Source organism: Pseudomonas sp. NDM, assembly GCF_003105095.1.
GTDB classification, from domain to species: domain Bacteria; phylum Pseudomonadota; class Gammaproteobacteria; order Pseudomonadales; family Pseudomonadaceae; genus Aquipseudomonas; species Aquipseudomonas moraviensis_A.
On record NZ_QETJ01000036.1, the window covers coordinates 1 to 19,889 of the forward strand.

The 19,889-nt window shown below is 60.3% G+C and carries 14 protein-coding genes and 2 pseudogenes; 8 read left to right on the forward strand and 8 right to left on the reverse strand.

Annotated features, from left to right (window positions below; genetic code table 11):
* Positions 1-99, reverse strand: a pseudogene (locus DCO47_RS27285) (hypothetical protein); the annotation flags it as partial.
* Between the two features lies 1 nt (position 100).
* A pseudogene (locus DCO47_RS10645) lies at positions 101-496 on the reverse strand (nitroreductase family protein); the annotation flags it as partial.
* Between the two features lie 121 nt (positions 497-617).
* Between DCO47_RS10645 and DCO47_RS10650 the strand changes: the two are divergent.
* Positions 618-2,072 carry a TrkH family potassium uptake protein gene (locus tag DCO47_RS10650; RefSeq protein WP_042607491.1) on the forward strand — a complete coding sequence of 485 codons (1,455 nt, stop codon included), beginning with the start codon at positions 618-620 and terminating at the stop codon, positions 2,070-2,072.
* Here DCO47_RS10650 and DCO47_RS10655 read toward each other — a convergent pair.
* Positions 2,029-3,090: an AraC family transcriptional regulator gene (locus DCO47_RS10655; protein WP_218279817.1), complete on the reverse strand. Its 1,062-nt coding sequence runs from the start codon at positions 3,088-3,090 to the stop codon at positions 2,029-2,031. The genes DCO47_RS10650 and DCO47_RS10655 overlap by 44 nt on opposite strands.
* Before the next feature lie 165 nt (positions 3,091-3,255).
* Here DCO47_RS10655 and DCO47_RS10660 point away from each other — a divergent pair, with 165 nt between their 5' ends.
* Complete coding sequence (locus DCO47_RS10660) at positions 3,256-3,567, forward strand: DUF962 domain-containing protein (protein WP_116658061.1); 312 nt, start codon at positions 3,256-3,258, stop codon at positions 3,565-3,567.
* Between the two features lie 14 nt (positions 3,568-3,581).
* Positions 3,582-4,172: an HD domain-containing protein gene (locus DCO47_RS10665; RefSeq protein ID WP_116658062.1), complete on the forward strand. Its 591-nt coding sequence runs from the start codon at positions 3,582-3,584 to the stop codon at positions 4,170-4,172.
* Between the two features lie 111 nt (positions 4,173-4,283).
* Here the strand turns inward: DCO47_RS10665 and DCO47_RS10670 are convergent, their stop codons facing one another.
* Complete coding sequence (locus DCO47_RS10670; RefSeq protein WP_025110572.1) at positions 4,284-5,099, reverse strand: UDP-2,3-diacylglucosamine diphosphatase; 816 nt, start codon at positions 5,097-5,099, stop codon at positions 4,284-4,286.
* Between the two features lie 225 nt (positions 5,100-5,324).
* Between DCO47_RS10670 and DCO47_RS10675 the strand changes: the two genes are divergently transcribed.
* Entirely contained in the window at positions 5,325-6,218 is an 894-nt protein-coding gene (locus tag DCO47_RS10675; protein WP_042607487.1) for a DMT family transporter, read from the forward strand.
* On the opposite strand, the gene DCO47_RS10680 is transcribed toward DCO47_RS10675, so the two are convergent.
* Positions 6,212-6,499: a SelT/SelW/SelH family protein gene (locus tag DCO47_RS10680; RefSeq protein ID WP_116658063.1), complete on the reverse strand. Its 288-nt coding sequence runs from the start codon at positions 6,497-6,499 to the stop codon at positions 6,212-6,214. The two genes, DCO47_RS10675 and DCO47_RS10680, sit on opposite strands and share 7 nt — an antisense overlap.
* Before the next feature lie 71 nt (positions 6,500-6,570).
* On the opposite strand from DCO47_RS10680, the gene DCO47_RS10685 reads away from it, so the two are divergent.
* The gene (locus DCO47_RS10685; protein WP_042607485.1) at positions 6,571-8,760 is read left to right on the forward strand and encodes a patatin-like phospholipase family protein; all 2,190 of its coding nucleotides are present in this window, start codon (positions 6,571-6,573) and stop codon (positions 8,758-8,760) included.
* Positions 8,761-8,888: 128 nt separating this feature from the next.
* Here the strand turns inward: DCO47_RS10685 and DCO47_RS10690 are convergent, their stop codons facing one another.
* The 3 genes from DCO47_RS10690 to recQ form a co-directional block, all read right to left on the reverse strand.
* The gene (locus DCO47_RS10690) at positions 8,889-10,685 is read right to left on the reverse strand and encodes a FimV/HubP family polar landmark protein (RefSeq protein WP_116658064.1); all 1,797 of its coding nucleotides are present in this window, start codon (positions 10,683-10,685) and stop codon (positions 8,889-8,891) included.
* Positions 10,686-10,812: 127 nt separating this feature from the next.
* On the reverse strand, positions 10,813-11,247 hold the full coding sequence (locus tag DCO47_RS10695; protein ID WP_016771142.1) for a MarR family transcriptional regulator: 435 nt from the start codon (positions 11,245-11,247) through the stop codon (positions 10,813-10,815).
* Between the two features lie 308 nt (positions 11,248-11,555).
* Entirely contained in the window at positions 11,556-13,685 is a 2,130-nt protein-coding gene (gene recQ, locus DCO47_RS10700; protein WP_064362088.1) for a DNA helicase RecQ, read from the reverse strand.
* Between the two features lie 386 nt (positions 13,686-14,071).
* Between recQ and DCO47_RS10705 the strand changes: the two genes are divergently transcribed.
* From DCO47_RS10705 to DCO47_RS27290, 3 genes are all read left to right on the forward strand, one after another.
* A complete protein-coding gene (locus DCO47_RS10705) occupies positions 14,072-14,659 on the forward strand; it encodes a YecA family protein (protein ID WP_042607482.1) in 588 nt (195 codons plus the stop codon).
* A gap of 10 nt (positions 14,660-14,669) precedes the next feature.
* The gene (locus tag DCO47_RS10710) at positions 14,670-15,065 is read left to right on the forward strand and encodes a YbaN family protein (protein WP_042607481.1); all 396 of its coding nucleotides are present in this window, start codon (positions 14,670-14,672) and stop codon (positions 15,063-15,065) included.
* 247 nt (positions 15,066-15,312) lie between these two features.
* Positions 15,313-19,830 (forward strand): Ig-like domain-containing protein, encoded by a 4,518-nt coding sequence (locus DCO47_RS27290; protein WP_256590133.1) that lies wholly within the window; start codon positions 15,313-15,315, stop codon positions 19,828-19,830.
* The last annotated feature ends 59 nt before the right edge of the window (positions 19,831-19,889 follow it).

Below are 19,889 nucleotides of genomic sequence, written 5' to 3' on the forward strand. Positions count from 1 at the left end.
CAGACGCAGCGGGTCGAAGTCGGTGTGATTGCTGATGCGCGGCAGCACCGGCACCACGACTTTCAAGACCTGCTCGGCCTTGTCGGTCTGGCGTTGGTCACACCGCACCAATCCCCTGTGCATACGCCGCCAGCAGAATGCCGTGGGCGGCGCAGCCCGCCGTGAGCAATTGCTCAGCCTTCGGATATTTCACGTGTTCCTGCAGTTTCGCGATCACCACAACCACCAGCGGCGCGCGCAACGGGCCATTGCGGGCCTTGTCGATCATCGCTTCAGTGACTTCGCCGCCCTGCTGGCGGGCCGCCTCGGCCAGCAGCTCGCCCATTTGCTCACGTGCCGCGCCTTCGACGGTCAAAAAGCGGTACGGCTGCAGATGCCCGTGATCCGGGGCGCGCAACGCTGCGCCGAACAGGGCTTCGCGCTGCTCGGCAGTGGGGGCCGGTTCGACCAGTCGGGGTACGGAAACACGGTTGAGCAACGCGTCGAGAGCCTGCATCGGCCACCTCCTTTGAAAAATGTGCGGCTATTCTAGCTGCAACTGCACAACGCCTGCCGGTTTACATGCCTTGCCCCGCAGGTAGAATGGCGCCCTTCTTCCACCAGCCCGAGCGGATTTCATGGCGTTGCCGACCTTACGGACCATTGGTTTCATCATCGGCATTTTCCTGATCACCCTGGCTGTGGCGATGGTCGTGCCGATGGCCACGCTGGTGATTTTCGAGCGCACCAGCGACCTGCCGTCCTTTCTCTGGGCGAGCATGATCACCTTCGTCGCCGGCCTCGCGCTGGTGATTCCCGGTCGACCGGAACACGTGCATCTGCGCCCGCGGGACATGTATCTGCTGACGGTCAGCAGCTGGTTGGTGGTGTGCATTTTCGCTGCGCTGCCGTTTCTGCTGACCCAGCACATCAGCTACACCGACTCGTTTTTCGAAAGCATGTCCGGCATTACCGCCACCGGTTCCACCGTGCTCAATCATCTGGACAGCATGTCCCCGGGCATCCTGATGTGGCGCTCGATGCTGCACTGGATCGGCGGCATCGGCTTTATCGGTATGGCGGTGGCGATTCTGCCGCTGCTGCGCATCGGTGGCATGCGCCTGTTCCAGACCGAATCTTCCGACCGCTCGGAAAAGGTCATGCCGCGTTCGCACATGGTGGCGCGGCTGATCGTGGCGGCCTATGTCGGCATCACCATTCTCGGCAGCCTGGCGTTCTGGTGGGCCGGGATGAGTCCGTTCGATGCGATCAACCACGCAATGTCGGCGATTTCCACCGGTGGTTTTTCGACCTCCGACCAGTCGCTGGCGAAGTGGACGCAACCGGCGGTGCACTGGGTGGCGATCGTCATCATGATTCTCGGCAGCCTGCCGTTCACCCTGTACGTCGCCACGCTGCGCGGCAATCGCAAGGCGTTGATCCGTGATCAACAGGTGCAGGGTTTACTGGCGATGTTGCTGGTGACCTGGCTGGTGCTCGGCACCTGGTACTGGTGGACCACCAAGCTGCATTGGCTGGAAGCACTGCGGCATGTGGCGCTGAACGTGACCTCGGTGGTCACCACCACCGGTTTTGCCCTGGGTGACTACAGCCTGTGGGGCAACTTCTCGCTGATGCTGTTTTTCTATCTGGGCTTTGTCGGCGGCTGTTCCGGCTCGACGGCAGGCGGAATCAAGATTTTCCGTTTCCAGGTCGCCTACATCCTGCTCAAGGCCAACCTTAATCAGCTGATCCACCCGCGCGCAGTGATCAAGCAGAAGTACAACGGTCACCGCCTCGACGAAGAAATCGTCCGCTCGATCCTGACCTTCTCGTTTTTCTTCGCTATCACCATCTGCGTGATCGCCCTGCTGCTGTCGCTCTTGGGTGTCGACTGGATGACCGCGCTGACCGGTGCCGCCAGCACGGTGTCTGGTGTCGGTCCGGGCCTGGGCGAAACCATCGGCCCGGCGGGCAACTTCGCCACCCTGCCGGATGCGGCCAAGTGGATTCTGTCGTTCGGCATGCTGCTCGGCCGACTGGAGATCATTACTGTGTTTGTGCTGTGTATTCCGGCGTTCTGGCGTCACTGACCGGGCTCGGTGCCTGTAGCAACCGCGCCCGGTAGTCGCCGGGCGTGGTGTCGAACCAGCGACGGAAAGCGCGGAAGAAATTGCTCGGATCGGCAAAGCCCAACAGGTAAGCAATCTCCAACAGGGTCATGCTCGGTTGCGCCAGATACTGCTCGGCGAGTTCGCGGCGAGTGTCATCGAGCAACTGCTGGAAACTGGTGCCCTCCTCCTGCAAACGACGCTGCAAAGTACGCTGCGACAGGTGCAAGGTCTGCGCCACTGTGTCGCGTTTGGGCTCGCCCTGAGGCAGCAAGCGGCACAGCACCTGCCGCGCCCGATGTGTCACGCGACTCTCGGAAAAACGCGCCAGATACTCCCCGGCAAACCGGTCATGCAACAGCGCCATGGCTTCGTTGGCGGTTGGCAGCGGCGCCTCCATATCGGCACGTTCGAAGATCAACGCATCGTAAGGCGCGTCGAACACCAATGGCGCGTGGAAGGCTTCTTTGTAAGGTTGCAGATTGGCAGGCTGATTGCCCTGGATCAGCACTTTGAGCGGATGCAGCGGACGCCCGGTCAGCCAGCCGCACAACGCCAGCGCGCAAGCCAGTGACGCTTCGGCACTCTGCCGGGTCGGCGGCAGATGATCGCCGTGCACGGTGAGGATCAGCGCGTACCCCTCATCGAGCAGGCGAAAACTCAGGTCGGCGCTTTCGGCAATGATGCGTTGATAGCGCACCAGGCGCTGGAAGCCTTCAGCCAGCGTATTGCTCGACATCAGCGCGTAGCCGGCGACATGAAACGAGGCCGGGCGCACCACCTTGCCCATGTTCAGGCCGATCGCCGGGTTGCCGGAGACCTCCACCGCGCGCTGCCAGAGCCGGGTCATGGAGTCCTGCGGGAAACGCGCATCCGGATCGTCGAGGGCACTGAAATCCAGCCCCAGTTGCTTGAACAGAACCCGGCAATCCAGGCCGTCCATTTCCAGTGCTTTGACTATCCCCATCGCCCAGCTTGCAGAGGTCGTTCGTTCGCTCATGGTTGTTATTCTTTTACATGACGGGCTGCAGGTGACCGCCCTATTTGCGAAGGATACTAAAGTGGCGCCGATTGTCACTGGCCCACGCCAATGATCACTCTAGACTCAAATAAGCTCCCCGCCGAACAACTTGTCGCCAGAATAATCACCACAGAGATAGCGGTCGTGGAAAACATCAAGCGGTTCAACAGCTTCGCCGAGTTCTACCCGTATTACCTCGCCGAGCACAGCAACAGCACCTGCCGTCGCCTGCATTTCATCGGCACCTCTCTGGTCATCTTCATTCTCGCCCTGAGCATCGCCAAGGGCGCGTGGCTGCTGTTGCTGGCGTTGCCGCTGGCCGGTTACAGCTTTGCCTGGATCGGCCATTTCTTTTTCGAGAAGAACCGCCCGGCGACCTTTCAGCACCCGCTGTACAGCCTGCTCGGCGATTTCGTCATGTACCGCGACATGATTCTCGGTCGCGTGACGTTTTGAATGAGGGTCTGCCAATGAATGCCCATGCTCGCTTCACCCATATGCAGGACGGCACCGAGGAAGACTGGGCGATCATCGCCGCCGATTTCAGTGCCTATGCCAAGCAACTGCCGTCGCGGATCCTCGCGCATTTGCAACTGCTCGAAGGCGACTTCGGCGGTTTCCCGGTGGATCGCCTGACCCACTCGCTGCAAACCGCGACCCGTGCCTTTCGCGACGGGCGTGATGAGGAATACGTGGTCTGTGCACTGTTGCATGACATTGGCGACACCCTCGGCTCGTACAACCATCCAGACATCGCCGCAGCGATTCTGAGGCCGTTCGTCAGTGCGGAAAACCTGTGGATGGTGGAGAGACACGGGATCTTTCAGGGCTATTACTTCTTTCATCACCTGGGCATGGATCGACACCTGCGCGAGCAGTTCAAGGACCATCCGCAGTTCCACGCCACCGCCGAATTCTGCGCCAAATACGACGCGGCGGCTTTTGATCCGGGGTACGACACGTTGCCGCTGAGTTTCTTCGAGCCGATGATGGAAAGGCTGTTTGCGCAGCCAAAGAACTCGATTTACAAGGCTGCGATGCAAGAACATAGCCCAGCCTGAAAACACCTGTGGGAGCGAGCCTGCTCGCGAAAGCGCTGTATCAGGCACAGAAGTTTTGTCTGACACTACGCCTTCGCGAGCAGGCTCGCTCCCACAGGGTTTCTCTTTCGCTCAGGCGATCTCGGCAACTTTGGCAGCTTTCAATTCCGCCTCCCGCGCCTGGGCATCCGCCAGCCGATACAGCTCGATCGTGCCGTCCCAATGCTCGATCAACGCCGTGCACGATTCGACCCAATCGCCGCAATTGAGGTAATCCACCTCGCCGACCTTGCGGATCTCGGCATGATGGATATGTCCGCAGACCACGCCATGCAATTCGCGCTTCACACATTCGTGCGCAATGGCTTCTTCAAAGTCGCTGATGAAACTGACGGCGGTCTTCACCTTGTGCTTCAGATACGCCGACAGCGACCAGTAACCATAGCCATAACGGGCGCGCCAGTGATTGAGCCAACGGTTGAGGGTCAGGGTGAATTCGTAGGCCGAGTCACCGAGAAAGGCCAGCCAGCGGTGATAGCGAGTGATCACATCGAACTGATCGCCGTGAATCACCAGCAAATGTCGACCATCGGCGGTGACATGCACCGCCTCGTCGACCAACTGGATATTGCCCAGAATCAGCTTCGAATAGCGCCGCAGAAATTCGTCATGGTTGCCGGTGACATAAATCACCTCGGTGCCGCGCTTGCTCATGGTCAGCAGCCGGCGGATGACGTTGGTGTGCGCTTGCGGCCAGTACATGCCACCGCGCAGTTTCCAGCCGTCGATAATGTCCCCGACCAGATAGATCTTGTCGGCGTGGTAGCCCTTGAGGAATTGCGACAAATGCTCGGCCTGACAATCCCGCGTGCCCAGGTGCACATCGGAGATCCACAGGGTTCGCACCCGTTGTTTGCGACTGGGTCTGGCGAGCTCGGCGCTGGTCATGGGCAACCCTCTGCGATGTTTTCGCCAGCTTGCGCGCGCACCATTAATCGACCGTGACAGATGCGCGTCAGTCGTGTGACAGCCGTTGTCTTCAGCTGATTGACGAATCGGACGACAGACGCGACGGCGCCAGCCCTTTAGACTGGCGCTCTTTTGATGATCGTTCCCACGCTCCTGCGTGGGAACGATCGATTACAGAAAATTGTGTCTGGATTAAGGATTGCAATGACTCCGCGTACCGCCCTCGGCGCCCTGCATATCGGCGCTTTGATGTTCGGCCTGACCGGTGTGTTCGGCAAACTCGCTGCCGCGTCGCCGGCGGTCATCGTGTTCGGCCGCGCCGCTTTCGCCGTGCTTGCCCTGGCCTTTTTTGCTCGATTCGCCAGCCAGAGCGGCTGGCAAAAGCTGCAAGCGGTGGACTGGCGACGCCTGGCGCTGAGCGGCGTGTTGCTGGCCGGGCACTGGGTGAGCTTTTTCGTATCGGTGAAAGTCGCCGGGGTGGCCATCGCGACGTTGGGCTTTGCCAGTTTCCCGGCGTTCACGGTGATTCTCGAAGGGCTGATCTTCCGCGAGCGCATCCGCGCCAATGAAATTGTGCTGGTGGTCTTGGTCAGCGTCGGTCTGGTACTGGTGACCCCGGCGTTCGATCTGGGCAGCGGCGCGACCATCGGCTTGCTCTGGGCCGTGCTGTCCGGCCTGCTGTTTTCCCTATTATCGTTGACCAATCGCGCCAGCTCCGGGCGAATCCCGGCGGTGCAGGCAGCGTTGTGTCAGAACGTCGTCGTGGCCTTGTGTCTGTTGCCGGTCGCGGCGCCGCAGCTAAGCGCGGTGCGCGCGCTGGACTGGCTGTGGATCGCCCTCCTCGGGGTGTTCTGCACGGGCGTGGCGCACAGCCTGTTCGTCGCCAGCCTGGCAGTGATCAAGGCGCGCACGGCGGCGGTGGTGTTTGCTATGGAGCCGGTTTACGGCATTACCATCGCCTGGCTGCTGTTCAGTGAAACACCGACCCTGCGCATGCTCATCGGTGGCGCGCTGATCATCGTGGCGATCGTGGTGTCGGCGCGGATGTCAGGCGGCAGCGACAGGAAAACCGTCGCTGCCGAGGCAGCTTCTCACTGAGTGCGCTCGTTGTGGCCGAGGTCGCGCTCAGGATCGATCTGATCGCGCACCCGCTGCTTCAATACCTTGGCCTCCGGGAAGCCGCCGTCGGCCTTGCGCTCCCAGATCTGCACGCCCGCGCAGGTGATGTGAAACACCCCGCCGGTGCCCGGCACCAATGACACTTTGCCCAAGTCTTCAGCGAAAGTGCTGAGCAGTTCCTGGGCCAGCCACGCCGCGCGCAGCAGCCACTGGCATTGGGTGCAGTAAGTGATGACAACTTCGGCTTTGGCAACGGTCATGATCGCTGAAACTCCTGAGACAGAGGGCGCCGCTATAATAGCCGGCTTTACCGCTTGCCCCGAGACTCACAATGCGCCGTTTGCTGTTCTGCCTGCTGCTTGGTTTCCTTCCCCTGCTGGTTCACGCCAGTGACGCGCCACGACCGAAAGTCGGCCTGGTGCTGTCCGGTGGCGCGGCGCGCGGGCTGGCGCACATCGGCGTGCTCAAGGCGCTGGAAGAACAAGGCATCAGGATCGATGCGATTGCCGGCACCAGCATGGGCGCGGTGGTCGGCGGCCTGTACGCCTCGGGTTACAAGATCGACGAGCTGGAAAAACTCGCCCTGGGCATCGACTGGCAGGCGGCACTGTCCGACGCGCCGCCGCGTGAGGACGTGCCGTTTCGGCGCAAGCAGGATGACCGCGACTTTCTGGTGAAGCAGAAACTCAGCTTTCGCGACGACGGCAGCCTCGGCCTGCCGTTGGGCGTGATTCAGGGCCAGAACCTCGCGCTGTTGCTGGAAAGCCTGCTGGCCCACACCAGCGACACCCGCGACTTCGACAAGCTGCCGATCCCGTTTCGCGCCGTGACCACCGACATCGCCAATGGCGAAAAAGTGGTGTTTCGTAAAGGTCACCTGCCGCAGGTGATCCGCGCCAGCATGTCGATCCCGGCGGTGTTCGCCCCGGTCGAGCTCGACGGGCGCCTGCTGGTCGACGGCGGCATGACCGACAACATCCCGCTGGATGTCGCACGAGAAATGGGCGTCGACATCGCCATCGTCGTCGACATCGGCACGCCGCTGCGCAACCGCAAGCAGCTGACCACGGTGGTGGATGTGCTCAACCAGTCGATCACCCTGATGACCCGGCGCAATTCCGAAGAGCAACTGGCGACTCTGCATGCCGATGACGTGTTGATTCAACCTGCGCTGGCAGCGTTTGGCGGGACCGATTTCGGCAAGGCTCAGGAGATGATCGATGCCGGCTACCGCGCCACGCGAATCCTCGACGCGCGGCTGGCGCAACTGAAGCCGGCGCAAACCCAGGACGCCGAACTCAACGCCGCCCGCCAGCCTGGTCAGCGCACGCCGATCATTACCGCAATCCGCGTCGAGAACGATTCGAAAGTCGATGATGACGTGATTCGCTATTACATCCGCCAGCCGATCGGCGAACCGCTGGATCTGGGGCGCCTGCACTCGGACATGGGCACGTTGTACGGCCTCGATTACTTCGACCAAGTGCGTTACCGCGTGGTGCACAAAGGCCAGGATCACACCCTGGTCATCAGCGCCAGCGGCAAGCGCAGCGGTACCGATTACTTGCGGGTCGGCCTCAATTTGTCGGACGACATGCGCGGCGACAGTGCTTTCAACCTCGGCGCCAGTTACCGCGTCAACGGCATCAATCGCCTCGGCGCGGAATGGCTGACCCGCGCGCAGATCGGCGACAAACAGGAGCTGTACAGCGAGTTCTATCAGCCGCTGGACGTCGGCTCGCGCTACTTCGTCGCGCCCTACGCGTCGTTCGAGGCGCAGAACGTTGACTCGGTGCTGGATAATGATCCGATCGCGCAGTATCGCGTCGAGCGTTACGGTTTCGGTCTCAACCTCGGTCGGCAGATCGGCAACAACGGCGAAGTGCGCTTCGGTGTCGGCCAGGCCTGGGGCAAGGCTGACGTGCGCATCGGTGATCAGGATCTGCCGAGCGAGAGCTTCAACGAAGGTTTCTATACCGTGAAGTATTCCTACGACTCGTTGGACAACGTGTACTTTCCGCACGAGGGCAAGGACGTCAGCCTGACGTTCGCCCAGTTCGAGCCAGGTCTGGGTTCAGACAACCGCTATCGCCAATGGGAAGCGAAGTTCGACAAGGCCATGAGCCACGGTCCCGACACACTGATTCTGGGCGGGCGCTATGGCCGCACACTGGACGATGCCAACGTAGTCACTTCAAGCTTCCTGCTCGGCGGCGCGCGGCAGTTGTCGGGGTTTCGTGAGGACGCGCTGTCCGGGCAGAACGTCAGCCTGATGCGCGCTGTGTATTACCGGCGCCTGACACCACGCTCCTATCTGCCATTGGACTTCCCGCTGTACGCCGGCGCTTCACTGGAACGCGGTCGGGCGTGGAACAACGACAATGAGTTCGACAGCGGCTACATCAATGCCGCGAGTGTGTTCATCGGCTTCGATACGCCGCTGGGACCGTTGAATTTCACTTATGGGTTGAATGATGCGGATGAGCAGGCGGTTTATCTGAATCTGGGGCAGACGTTCTGACCTGAAACCGGCGTTGGCCGATCTGGCGCCTTCGCGAGCAGGCTCGCTCCCACACGTACAGCGAATTTCATTGTGGGAGCGAGCCTGCTCGCGAAAGCGCTCTTGGATGAACCGCTATTCGTCGACACTTAGCGAATCCCTGCCAACAACGTCCGCGCTGTCTGCTTCAACGGTTCATCCCCTTCCTTGAGCAATTCATTGAGCAGCGCGATCGCACTGTCGATGTCGCCGTCGTCGATGCAGGTTTGCGCCTGTTCGAGCTTGCCGGCGGCCTCCGTTTCGCTGGACTCGGGCAATTGCAGATCCAGAGGCTGCAACACCAGTGACGGCTCGGGATCGCCGAACTCGTTGAGGAAGTCATCGTCGAGCGGCTGAGCGTCGGGTTCGGGAATCCATTCAAGCTCGGCTTCTTCGGCAGACGCAGCCTGTGGCAGTTCGAAATCGACCGGCAGCACTGACAGGCTGGTGCCCAGCTGCGGATCATCGATCGGCGGTGCTGCGGAATCAGTGCGGCTGTCGTTGAGATCCCAGTTCGAATCCATCGACAGCTCGCCCAGATTCAATTCGAAATCATCCTCGGGAGCGCTGAGCGTCGATGCAAGCGGCGCGGCTACAGTCGCTGCCGGGGCCGCGGGCAGCTCGGGCGCGTTTACCGTTGCTGCAAACGCCGCCGGTGCAACGCCGGCCAGTTTTGGATGGCGAGCGCGGGCTTCAACCAGTGCGTGATCATCAACGCCGAGCGCGCGCAGATGGTTTTCCTGCAGCTCAAAAGCGGCGCTGTCACCCTGCCGCCCCAGTACTTCAAGGAGCTGCAAACCAAGATCGGTACGCTCGGGTTCCTTGTGCAACGCATCACGCAGCAACCCCGCAGCTTCGCTGAGTCGGCCGTAGGCCAGATAGATCCCCACGGCCTCCAGCACGTCGCCGGCAGCGGGTTCGTCGCGATGATCGGCGGCCGCGTGCGAACCAACGGCATGTTGCAGTTCGGGTTCATCGACGTCGTCGGGACTCACAGGCAACAGCGGCAGCGGCGTGCCATCGACGGTCGAACGCTGCTGACGGCGGCGTATGAACAAAGCGGCCAGCGCGCCCAGCAGCACTATCAGTCCGCCGAGCAGTGGCCAGTTCAGGCCGTCGTCGGTTGACTCGACCGGGGCTGAAACAGGGGTCGGGGCCGGCGCGACCACCGGCGGCGGCGCTTTCTGCAATTCGGCCAGACGGGTTTGCAAATCTTCCACCTGCTTCCTGCCGTCGGCTATTTGCACTTGCTGTTCTTGCAGTCTGAGGTTCTGTTCGTCGAGGGTCTTTTGCAGTTGCTGGGTCAGCAGCACGCTGGCCGCCAATTGTTCGGCCTGCGCGTCATTCGCAGGCGCGGCCGGCGCTGACGGCAAGGACGCCTCAGCACGTTTGCCCTGAGGCGCCTGGGCCGGTGCGGTGACAGGTTCGACGGTCGGAAAAGCGGAGGATTGCGGGCGCGGATCCGGCTCGTCGGTGGCCGGCACGATGCCCGGCGAACCCGGCGGGTCGATCAATACCGTGTATTCACGCAGCAGACGGCCGTTGGGCTGATCGAGCTGCACGAGGAAATTCAGGAAGGGTTCGTTGACCGGTTTGCCCGACGTCACCCGGATCATCTGGCGATTGCCACGCAGGATCGGGGTGAACTTGAGGTCGTTGAGAAAGAACACCCGCTCGACGCCGGCGCGGCCGAATTCATCCGCCGACGCCAGGCTGGCCGAGAGATCGTTTTGCGTGAACGTGCCGACATCGACCAGTGCGATGTCGGCCTTGAACGGCTGATTGAGGGCTGAGTGAACAGTGATTTCGCCCAACCCCAATGCCATCGACCAGGTCGAATAGCTGAATACACCGGCAGCGAGCAGCCATTTGGCGCCCCCGCGCAGCATGTGCCGACTTGCGAGCATGAGCATCCCTTAAATAAGCAAAACCGGTTTCTATGCGTTCGCACATCCGGTACGAACACGATATTGCCCAGTAGTTCTTATAGTCGGCTCAGCGCGATCTCTCAAAAAATCGCCGTCGGGATGTGCCTCAAGATTTTTCCAGATTGGCCAGAATGTGCCCGTGAACGCGCATGCACACCTTCAAATCCGCCTCGTCGACGCCTTCGAACAATTCGTGGCGCAGTTGTGTGGCAATGGTTTCGATTTGTTCGATCAGCGGCAGCGCAGGTGCGCAGAGAACGATTTTTTTCGCCCGACGGTCTTCCATCACCGACTGGCGTTGCACCAGTCCCTGGTTTTCCAGACTATCGAGCAAGCGCGCCAGAGTCGGGCCTTCGACGCCGACACTCTGCGCCAGTTCGCGCTGGGTCGGCGCTTCTTCAAAGCGCGCCAGATGCAGCAGTACCAGCCAGCGTGCCTGCGACAGGCCCAGCCCGGCAAGGCGGCGATCCAGTTCGGCACGCCAGCCACGGGACATCTGGGCCAGTTGCATACCAAAGCGATGTTGATCGGTTAACGGCATAAAACACTCACGGTCAGACTGAAAATACGGAAAATCTAATTATTAGTCAGCTAAGCATGGGTGGCAGTTATAGGCAAGAGTCGCTCTGTACTGAATCGTTACAACTGCGCAAAGATCAAAGGCCCCTCACCCTAGCCCTCTCCCAGAGGGAGAGGGAACTGAGTGGGGGATGCTTTTGAGATTCGCCAACGTCAAAGCGCTGTGCTGAATCCATAATCGACTCGATTTTGCGGGTCGACATATGACACCAGACCCCTCACCCCAGCCCTCTCCTCGGGGAGAGGGCTGGGGTGAGGGGGCGGGCCAGATTACATCTCGAATTCAGACTGCAAAGCCGCCCGCACACAATAAAGCACGCCTTCAGGAACTCGCCCGGCGAACAATTCGGCGACTTCGGCGACGGACGGCAACTCGCCCTCGCCATCGAGAAACGCGTCCTGCACTTCACCCATCAGCTCTTCTGGCAAATCCAGCGCCTGCTCCAGCGATAACTGCTGCTTGCCGATGGCTTCGGCGAGCATCGCGTAGACGTTCTTCTCCGAGCACTGCAGCTGCCCGGCGATCTGCAGCGGCGTCATGCCGGCGCGCGCCAGGGTGATCAGCTCGTGACGGACATCGGCCACCACCTTCGGCGCCTCGGCCTCGCCGCCGAGCACTTCGAGGAAGGCTTCGCCATAACGTTCGAGCTTGCGTGCGCCGACGCCGCTGACCCGGGCCATTTCCGCCAGCGAGGTCGGCTGGCTCCGCAGCATTTCCAAAAGCGTGGAGTCGGGAAAGATGACGTACGGCGGTACGCCGTGTTCTTCGGCGAGCTTGCGCCGTAGTGCGCGCAAGGCTTCCCACTGTTCGCGCTCCTCGCCGCGCACCAGTTGGCTGGCCTGGCTCTTGCTGCCGGTCTTGGCGGTGACTTGCGGTTTCAGGTCGCGGCGCAGCTCCAGTTTCACTTCGCCTTTGAGCAATGGTCGGCAACTGTCATTCAAGCGCAGACCGCCATACCCCTCGTGATCGACATCAGCCAGCCCGCGCGCCACCAACTGGCGGAACAGGGAGCGCCATTCGCTCTCGCTCAACGCCTTGCCAACGCCAAACACCGACAAATGCTGATGGCCGAAGCTGCGCACCTTTTCGTTGTCCTTGCCCAGCAACACGTCGACCAGATGACCGACGCCATATCGCTGACCGGTGCGGAAAATCGCCGACAAGGCCTGGCGCGCTGGCTCTGTTGCATCCCACGTCTGCACACCGTCGACACAGTTGTCGCAATGGCCGCACGGCTCGGGCATGTCCTCATCGAAATAGGCCAGCAACGCCTGACGCCGGCAGCGGGTCTCTTCACACAGCGAGAGCATGGCGTCGAGCTTGTGCTGCTCCAGACGTTTATGCCGTTCGTCGCCTTCGGAGTTCTGCAGCATTTGCTTGAGCATCACCACGTCTTGCAGACCGTAGGCCATCCACGCATCCGCAGGCAGACCATCACGGCCGCCACGCCCGGTTTCCTGGTAATACGCCTCAAGGGATTTCGGCAGATCGAGGTGCGCGACAAAGCGCACGTTGGGTTTGTCGATGCCCATGCCGAACGCCACTGTGGCGACCATGATCAGCCCTTCCTCATTGAGGAAGCGCTTCTGGTGATAGGCGCGCAGATCGTTGGGCAGACCGGCGTGGTACGGCAGCGCCGGGAAGCCCTGTTCGCTAAGGAACGCCGCGACCTCCTCGACCTTTTTGCGCGACAGGCAATACACGATGCCGGCGTCGCTGCGCCGTTCGGCGAGGAATGCCAGCAACTGCTTGCGCGGCTGCTCCTTCGGGACGATGCGGTAGAAAATATTCGGACGGTCGAAGCTCGACAGGAAGCGTTCGGCGTTCTGCAGGTGCAGGCGATCTACGATCTCTTCACGGGTGCGCTTGTCGGCGGTCGCGGTGAGGGCAATGCGCGGAACGTGGGGGAACAGCTCTGCCAACTGGCCCAGTTGCAGGTATTCGCGGCGGAAATCGTGGCCCCATTGCGACACGCAATGCGCTTCGTCGATGGCGAACAGGGCAATTTCCAGGCTTTGCAGGAACGCCAGCATGCGCGGCTGCACCAGGCGTTCAGGGGCGAGATAGAGCATTTTCACTTCGCCGCGCTTGATCCGCAGGGCGAGATCACGCTGTTGCTCGGCGCTCAGCGTGGAGTTCAGAGCAGCAGCGGCGACGCCCAGCTCTTCAAGGGTTGCGACCTGATCGTCCATCAGTGCGATCAACGGCGATACCACTACGGCCAGGCCTTCGCGCAGCAGCGCCGGTACCTGAAAGCACAACGACTTGCCGCCACCGGTAGGCATCAGCACCAGCGCATCACCGCCGCTGGCCACGCGCTCAATGATCGCACCCTGACGGCCACGGAAACTGTCGTAGCCGAAGATGTCCTTGAGGACGCGTTGAGCCTGTTCGAGCATAAAAACTCCAAAAATCTACCGATACATCCCTGCTCAGGCTGGTTCAGAGCAGCCTCGGCTGCTTAAACAAAACGTAAGAACACATTGCATGACCAGCGCAGCGCCGGCAGGGATCGCAAAACGCGGCAGTATACCCGAGGCCTTCGCCGCAGAGGGTGCCGCTGAGAAGACATCGCCCGACTTGCAACATATGCCCCCTGTAGGAGTGAGCCTGCTCGCGATCGCGTCAGCACATCGGACATTGAAGTGACTGGTATACCGCATCGCGAGCAGGCTCACTCCTACAGGGTTTTGTGTTGCGACCGGCAAATCTGCCAAGCGGCTGGCTAGAGCGCGCAAGAAGGCCTAGAATTCCCGCATTGTTTATTCCCCAAGGTAGCCCCGTAATGTCCTTCGCTGAGCAACTGACCCGCCTGCAAGTCTTCCTCGACGCCGACGAGCTGCACGAAGAGGCGCTGGATTACGTCGCCGCCCACGGTTACCTGACCGCACTGTCGATCTGCTCCGAAGACGTCCCCGAGCGCGAGTGGATCGATGCGCTGTTCGCCGAAGAGCCGCATTACAGCGACGAAGCCCAGCGTGCCGAAATCGAAGCCACGCTGATCGGTCTCAAGGCCCACATCGCTCGTCAACTGGCCTCGGATGAAGAATTCGAATTGCCGTGCGAACTGGATCTGGGCGAAGAGCCGGACGATTCCGAACTGCGCGGCTGGTGCATTGGTTTCATGGAAGGCGTGTTCCTGCGCGAAGCGGCCTGGTTCGAAACCGCCGAAGAAGAAGTCAGCGAGATGCTCCTGCCGATCATGGTCGGTTCCGGCCTGTTCGACGAACAACCGGAGTTTGAAGACATCGCCAAGGACGCCAACCTGATGGACGACATGATCGTTCAGATTCCGGAAGCCCTGACCGCGCTGTACCTGCTGTGCCAGGCGCCCGACGAAAAACCGGCGATCCTCAAGCCACGCCACCACTAAGACCTGGCCTATGGACAACCCCATAGGCAACCGCCCCCTGATGTTGCGTTACGTCCTGCTGGCCATCGGCTGGCTCAGCGTGGCATTGGGGGTAATCGGCATTTTCCTGCCGGTCCTGCCCACCACCCCCTTCCTCCTGCTCGCCGCGGCCTGCTTCGCGCGCAGCTCTCCGCGCTTCTATCGCTGGCTGGTCGAACATCCACGGCTGGGTCCATGGATTCGCGACTACCTCGAAGGCAACGGCATTCCACTCAAAGGCAAGGTCTACGCGATCGGGCTGATGTGGGTGAGCATTCTGTTCTCGTGTTATCTGGTGCCGCTGGTCTGGGCGCGAGGGTTCATGTTGACCAGTGCCGTGCTGGTGACGGTTTATATCTTGCGGCAGAAGACGCTGCACAAGCCTTGAACCGTGTTTGAACGAGAGCGAAACAGGGCACCCCGTTAATACCACTCGTCGGATACCCCCACCCACCTGTCAGATCTGACAGGTGCGCTAACCCGTCAATGCAGGTTCAATCGCTCCATCACCTGGCTGGAGTGCATTCCCGTGTCGTCAACCATCTCAAGCCTGAATCTCACCTGATTCTCACCGAGTCCGACTGCACCGGTCGTCACCAGAAAACGCCTGAATTCGCTTACAGAGGACTTGCCTGATGCCTTCTCACAAGAACTTCCGCTTCCCTCCCCTCACCGAAGGCATTAACACACTGGCGCTGCGCCCCCTGCTGATTCCGGGGATGGTCGAGCCGGTGCAGGACGGCGATGGCGGGATCAATATCCAGGTAACCACCGACGACCCCGATGGCGTGCTGTGCGTCATCAATCCTTATCTGGGCCCCATGAGCGAGGGGGACAGGCTGGATATCTGGTGGAACAACGAGAAAGTGCTCGAACGCTTCGTAATGGCCGACGAGGTCAATCAGCGGGTTTTCTTCTACTTGCCGACGCCTGAAGAGTCCGGCTGGGTCGAAAATTGCCATTATGTGCTGACCCGAGTGGGTGAAACCGAAGCAGAGCCGCCGTCGGCATCCTTGCGGGTCCTGATCAAACTGTACAGGCCGGGGAACTTTGACAGGGAACCTAATAATGACGACGGTCACTCAGAGTTGAACATCGTGCAACTGCCGCCCGAGCTGGTCGAACAGGGTGTGATAGACGCCGAATGGGCCAAAAAGGGCGTGCTGGCGACGGTCCCTCATTATGTGTATTGCACGCGCAACGACAAGGTCCGTTTACAGCTGGGCGAATACCGGCTTCCGGCGCACCGCATCACGCCGGAGCAAGCCGAAGGTCTGCAGCCGATCGAGATCCACATTGATCAGGACGCCATTCTCGGCGCCGGCGACGGGCTCAAACGGGAAATCAGGTACGACATCAATGACGAAGTCTGGAACTGGGCCGACCGCCCCTCCAAACGCACCTACATCGACGTGGACGCCGGGGGCTGGCGCCTGGATTCACCGATCATCAAGGAAGCCGTCAACGGCTTCATTATCATCAGGGATTTGAACAAGCAGCCGGTGACTATTCAGATCTTCGTCAGCAGCCAGTACTTCGGCTTGGGCGACAGCGTGAAAATGACCTTCATCGGCACACCGCCGAATAACGGTGAACCGATCATCTGCAGTGAAACCCGCGACATCGACAACATCCCTTCCGTGCTGGACATCAACGTGCCCTATGAGTTGATCAGGGCCATCGCCCAAGGGCGCGCCGATGCGTCTTACATTCTCTACAAAAAAAACGGGGACGACCCGCTGTCTTCAAAGCGTGCCTTTGCAAGGGTAGAGGGCGACGTCAACATGCTCCCCGAGCCGAACATTCGTGAGCTGATCGGCGATACCCTCGAACCGGACGAGCCTTACGCTACGGTCGACGTGCGCTACGCGATGAAAAATGGCGACCTGATCTGCCTGAGATGGTCTGGCATCAAGTCCGATGGCGACACCTATCTGCATGAGGTTTCCCATATCGTCAGCGAGAACGAAGCCAAGGACGGGCTGGTGACGTTCTACATCGACGCGGAGCACATCAACGTGCTTGAAAACGGCACGCTCGACCTGTTCTACGTGGTGGCAAACGATGCACCTGGCCTCCTCGACATAAGAGAGTCGGAGCGGCTGCTGGCCAGGATTGAAAAGGTCCGCGCGACGCTGCCGGCCCCCGAAGTCGAAGAGGCCGATCCGCCGGGGGATGTGCTGGACCCGTCCAAGGTGTTCGATAAGGTGCATGTGTATATCAGCGAGGCGAAGACCCTCAGGGGCGATATTCTTACGTATTACTGGCGCAGTCCCAATCCCTTCGCCAGCACCAGCGACTGGCTGCCCATCACCACAGTGACTGAAGGTCAACCTGTACGTTTTCAGGTGGACGCTGAATTCGTGACGCCCAACATTGGCCAGTATGTGAAAGTGCGCTACTCGGTGTTGCGGGCGTCGAACAAACAATACGAGCACTCGGCCACGCTCAATTTGCTCATAGGCGAACTCGTCGGCGAATTGCCGCCGCCCGAGGTGGTACAGGCACCCGACAAGACGCTCAACCCAATGGATGGGTTGAATGGCGTAGACATCAACGCCAGTTACTCCAGCATGAACCCGGACCGGGACAAGATCCGTTTAAAGTGGTTAGGAGCGCCCGGCGCGGGAACCTCTGATGATCTGGAGCTGCCGGGCAGTCCCACTGGCACCGTGCAATTCCATTTACCCGCTTCAGTGGTTGGCGCCAATATTGCGAAAACGGTGTCGGTTGAATACGAAGTAACCCGCTATACCCTCACAACGCCCTCGCAAATGCTCGACCTGTATGTTTCAGACTTCCAGGACCCAGAAAACGAACTGCCCCACCCGCATGTGCCTCAGGCACAGAACAACGTCCTGGATCTGATGACATTCAGCGGCGATGCAAAAGCTGTCCTCACTATATGGCCGTACATTGCACTGAAACAGCGCCTCTGGTTCTACCTGACAGGACAAACAAGTTCAGGCGCGTCCCATACGATCCCGCTAATCACCGGCCAGGAAATAACCCCGACCCAAGTCAGCAGCGGACTCAACGAAAGCTTGCTCAGAAGCGATCTGATGAAACTGGGCCACTCCACGCCCGCCAGGGTGATTTGCAAAGTGGCATTCGATGGCAGTGAAAACGAGGACACTGCCTGCATATTTCCACAGTTGCCCCTGACCATCAGAACCCGCTACGACTACGTGCAACCGGTCATCACCGGTGTGACAGACTCGCGGGGCGAGGTGGAAGAAGGCGGCAAAACCCGTGACGAAAAAGTCACCGTCACCGGCACGGCCACGCGTGGCGAAACGGTTGAGCTGTTCGATGGAACGACGACATCAATGGGTACGGCGCCAGTGGGCGCCGACAGCACCTGGAGCTGCGAGATCGGCCCATTGACCGAGAAGTCTTACCGCATCAGCGCCAAGGCTCTTTATGACGCCGACCCGGTGTCCAGCGAGCCGCGAACATTCAACGTGAAATTCGCACAGACGCCGGAAATTCTTGTGGTCAGCGATTCACGGGGGGACGTCGCCCATGGGGCAACCACCTATGACAACAGCGTGCTGGTGGCCGGCAGCGCGACGCCAAACCTGCAGGTCAAACTGCTGGAGAACAAACAGCCGCTCATTACCCTTGACGTCGACGATAAGGGTGACTGGAACCACCGCCTCAACGATCTGCAAGTTCGCAGCTACAGCCTCACTGCCGAGGCGTTGTACGAGATAGACCCTGCGACCAGTCCGCCGCGGGATTTCGTCGTGGCGCAAGCGGTCACACCGACGATCTCCCGTGTGAGTGACCTGCGCGGTGAAGTCGCCGCCAATGGTACGACCTACTACCGGACCGTCACCCTGACAGGCAAGGCCAGTCCAAACGAAAAGATCATTCTGCTCAATGCCGGTGCGGCCGTCGAAACGGTGAGTGTCAACGCCAGAGGCGATTGGCAATATGTTTTCAGCAGCCTGAACCTGAGCACTTACCGCCTGACCGCGCGAGGCGATTACGGCAGCAATCCGGAGTCCAGCCCCCCTCGGGTCTTTACAGTTGCAGCCTTTATTTCACCGACGATTACCGCGGTCACCGACTCGGTCGGCACGGTGGGACCGAACGAAACGACCTATGACACCGCAGTGACCGTCAAAGGCGAAGCCACCCCGCGCGAGCAGATCCAGATGTACGACAATGGCGCCCCCGTTGGTACGCCGGTCACCGTCAATGCCGATAAACAATGGACAACGTCTGTCACCGGTCTGGCCATCCGCTCGCACAGCCTGACTGCCTTGGCCATGTATGACGTGGTTCCGGTAGAGAGCCCGGCGAGAGCCTTTAACGTCGCCGCCCACATCGCGCCGACGCTGACGTCTGTGCATGACGGCATCAGTGAAATAGGCAATGGCGGGCAAACCAAAAGCACTTCGGTGACCCTGCGCGGTACGGTTACACCGAATCGTCAGGTCCAGATTTACGACAACAACAACCCAAGGCACACGGTGACTGCCGTGGGCAGCGCCTGGAACACTACCTTGTCGGTTGGTTTGGGCGGACATTCGCTGAGAGTAAAAGCGTTGAGTACCGGGCAGGATTCAAATACGCGAACCTTCACTGTGATCTCACCGATTCCGCCGTTGCATTTCAACACGGGCAGCGTGACATTGAGTGGCAGGTGTTACCTCATACCTGACTGGGCTGCATATCCAAACTTCGGTCCTGGCACATATGTACAGCACACGGCAAGCGGCGGAGTTCTTCCCTATCGTTACACGTCGAGTAACAACAACGTCGCCGCGGTAGACGGTTCAGGGTTGGTGACTGTCAGAGGTAATGGAGTCGCAACAATCACTGTCATCGACAACGCAAGCCAGTCCAAGGGCTACAACGTTCATGTCACAGGGGTAAAATTCGTTGTGGGACTGGACGGCGGAAACTGGCACACGATCAGAGACAGGGCAGCAGCCCGAGGAAAGCGATTGCCATCAATGGGTGAGTTGCGGGAAATCCATAACGCTTGGGGTGGTCGTTGGCCGATGGGTGACTATTGGTACTGGGCCGCTGACTCCGCAGGTGGCTGGCCAGCTCGGTACTGGTTAAAAAACCTGGTCAATGGTGCAGAAGCGCACGTTCAGTACTACGGATCCGGCTTGGGAGTGGGCATTGACCCTTAGGGATAAAAAAACGCCCCACAAATCGTGGGGCGCCTCACTTGGGGTCATCCCGATGGCTC

Bases quoted from the DNA above. Each gene is read 5' to 3' on its own strand.
- DCO47_RS10650 (WP_042607491.1), top strand. From the start codon at position 618: ATGGCGTTGCCGACCTTACGGACCATTGGTTTCATCATCGGCATTTTC.
- DCO47_RS10655 (WP_218279817.1), bottom strand. From the start codon at position 3,090: ATGAGCGAACGAACGACCTCTGCAAGCTGGGCGATGGGGATAGTCAAA.
- DCO47_RS10665 (WP_116658062.1), top strand. From the start codon at position 3,582: ATGAATGCCCATGCTCGCTTCACCCATATGCAGGACGGCACCGAGGAA.
- DCO47_RS10670 (WP_025110572.1), bottom strand. From the start codon at position 5,099: ATGACCAGCGCCGAGCTCGCCAGACCCAGTCGCAAACAACGGGTGCGA.
- DCO47_RS10675 (WP_042607487.1), top strand. From the start codon at position 5,325: ATGACTCCGCGTACCGCCCTCGGCGCCCTGCATATCGGCGCTTTGATG.
- DCO47_RS10680 (WP_116658063.1), bottom strand. From the start codon at position 6,499: ATGACCGTTGCCAAAGCCGAAGTTGTCATCACTTACTGCACCCAATGC.
- DCO47_RS10685 (WP_042607485.1), top strand. From the start codon at position 6,571: ATGCGCCGTTTGCTGTTCTGCCTGCTGCTTGGTTTCCTTCCCCTGCTG.
- DCO47_RS10690 (WP_116658064.1), bottom strand. From the start codon at position 10,685: ATGCTCGCAAGTCGGCACATGCTGCGCGGGGGCGCCAAATGGCTGCTC.
- DCO47_RS10695 (WP_016771142.1), bottom strand. From the start codon at position 11,247: ATGCCGTTAACCGATCAACATCGCTTTGGTATGCAACTGGCCCAGATG.
- recQ (WP_064362088.1), bottom strand. From the start codon at position 13,685: ATGCTCGAACAGGCTCAACGCGTCCTCAAGGACATCTTCGGCTACGAC.
- DCO47_RS10705 (WP_042607482.1), top strand. From the start codon at position 14,072: ATGTCCTTCGCTGAGCAACTGACCCGCCTGCAAGTCTTCCTCGACGCC.
- DCO47_RS10710 (WP_042607481.1), top strand. From the start codon at position 14,670: ATGGACAACCCCATAGGCAACCGCCCCCTGATGTTGCGTTACGTCCTG.
- DCO47_RS27290 (WP_256590133.1), top strand. From the start codon at position 15,313: ATGCCTTCTCACAAGAACTTCCGCTTCCCTCCCCTCACCGAAGGCATT.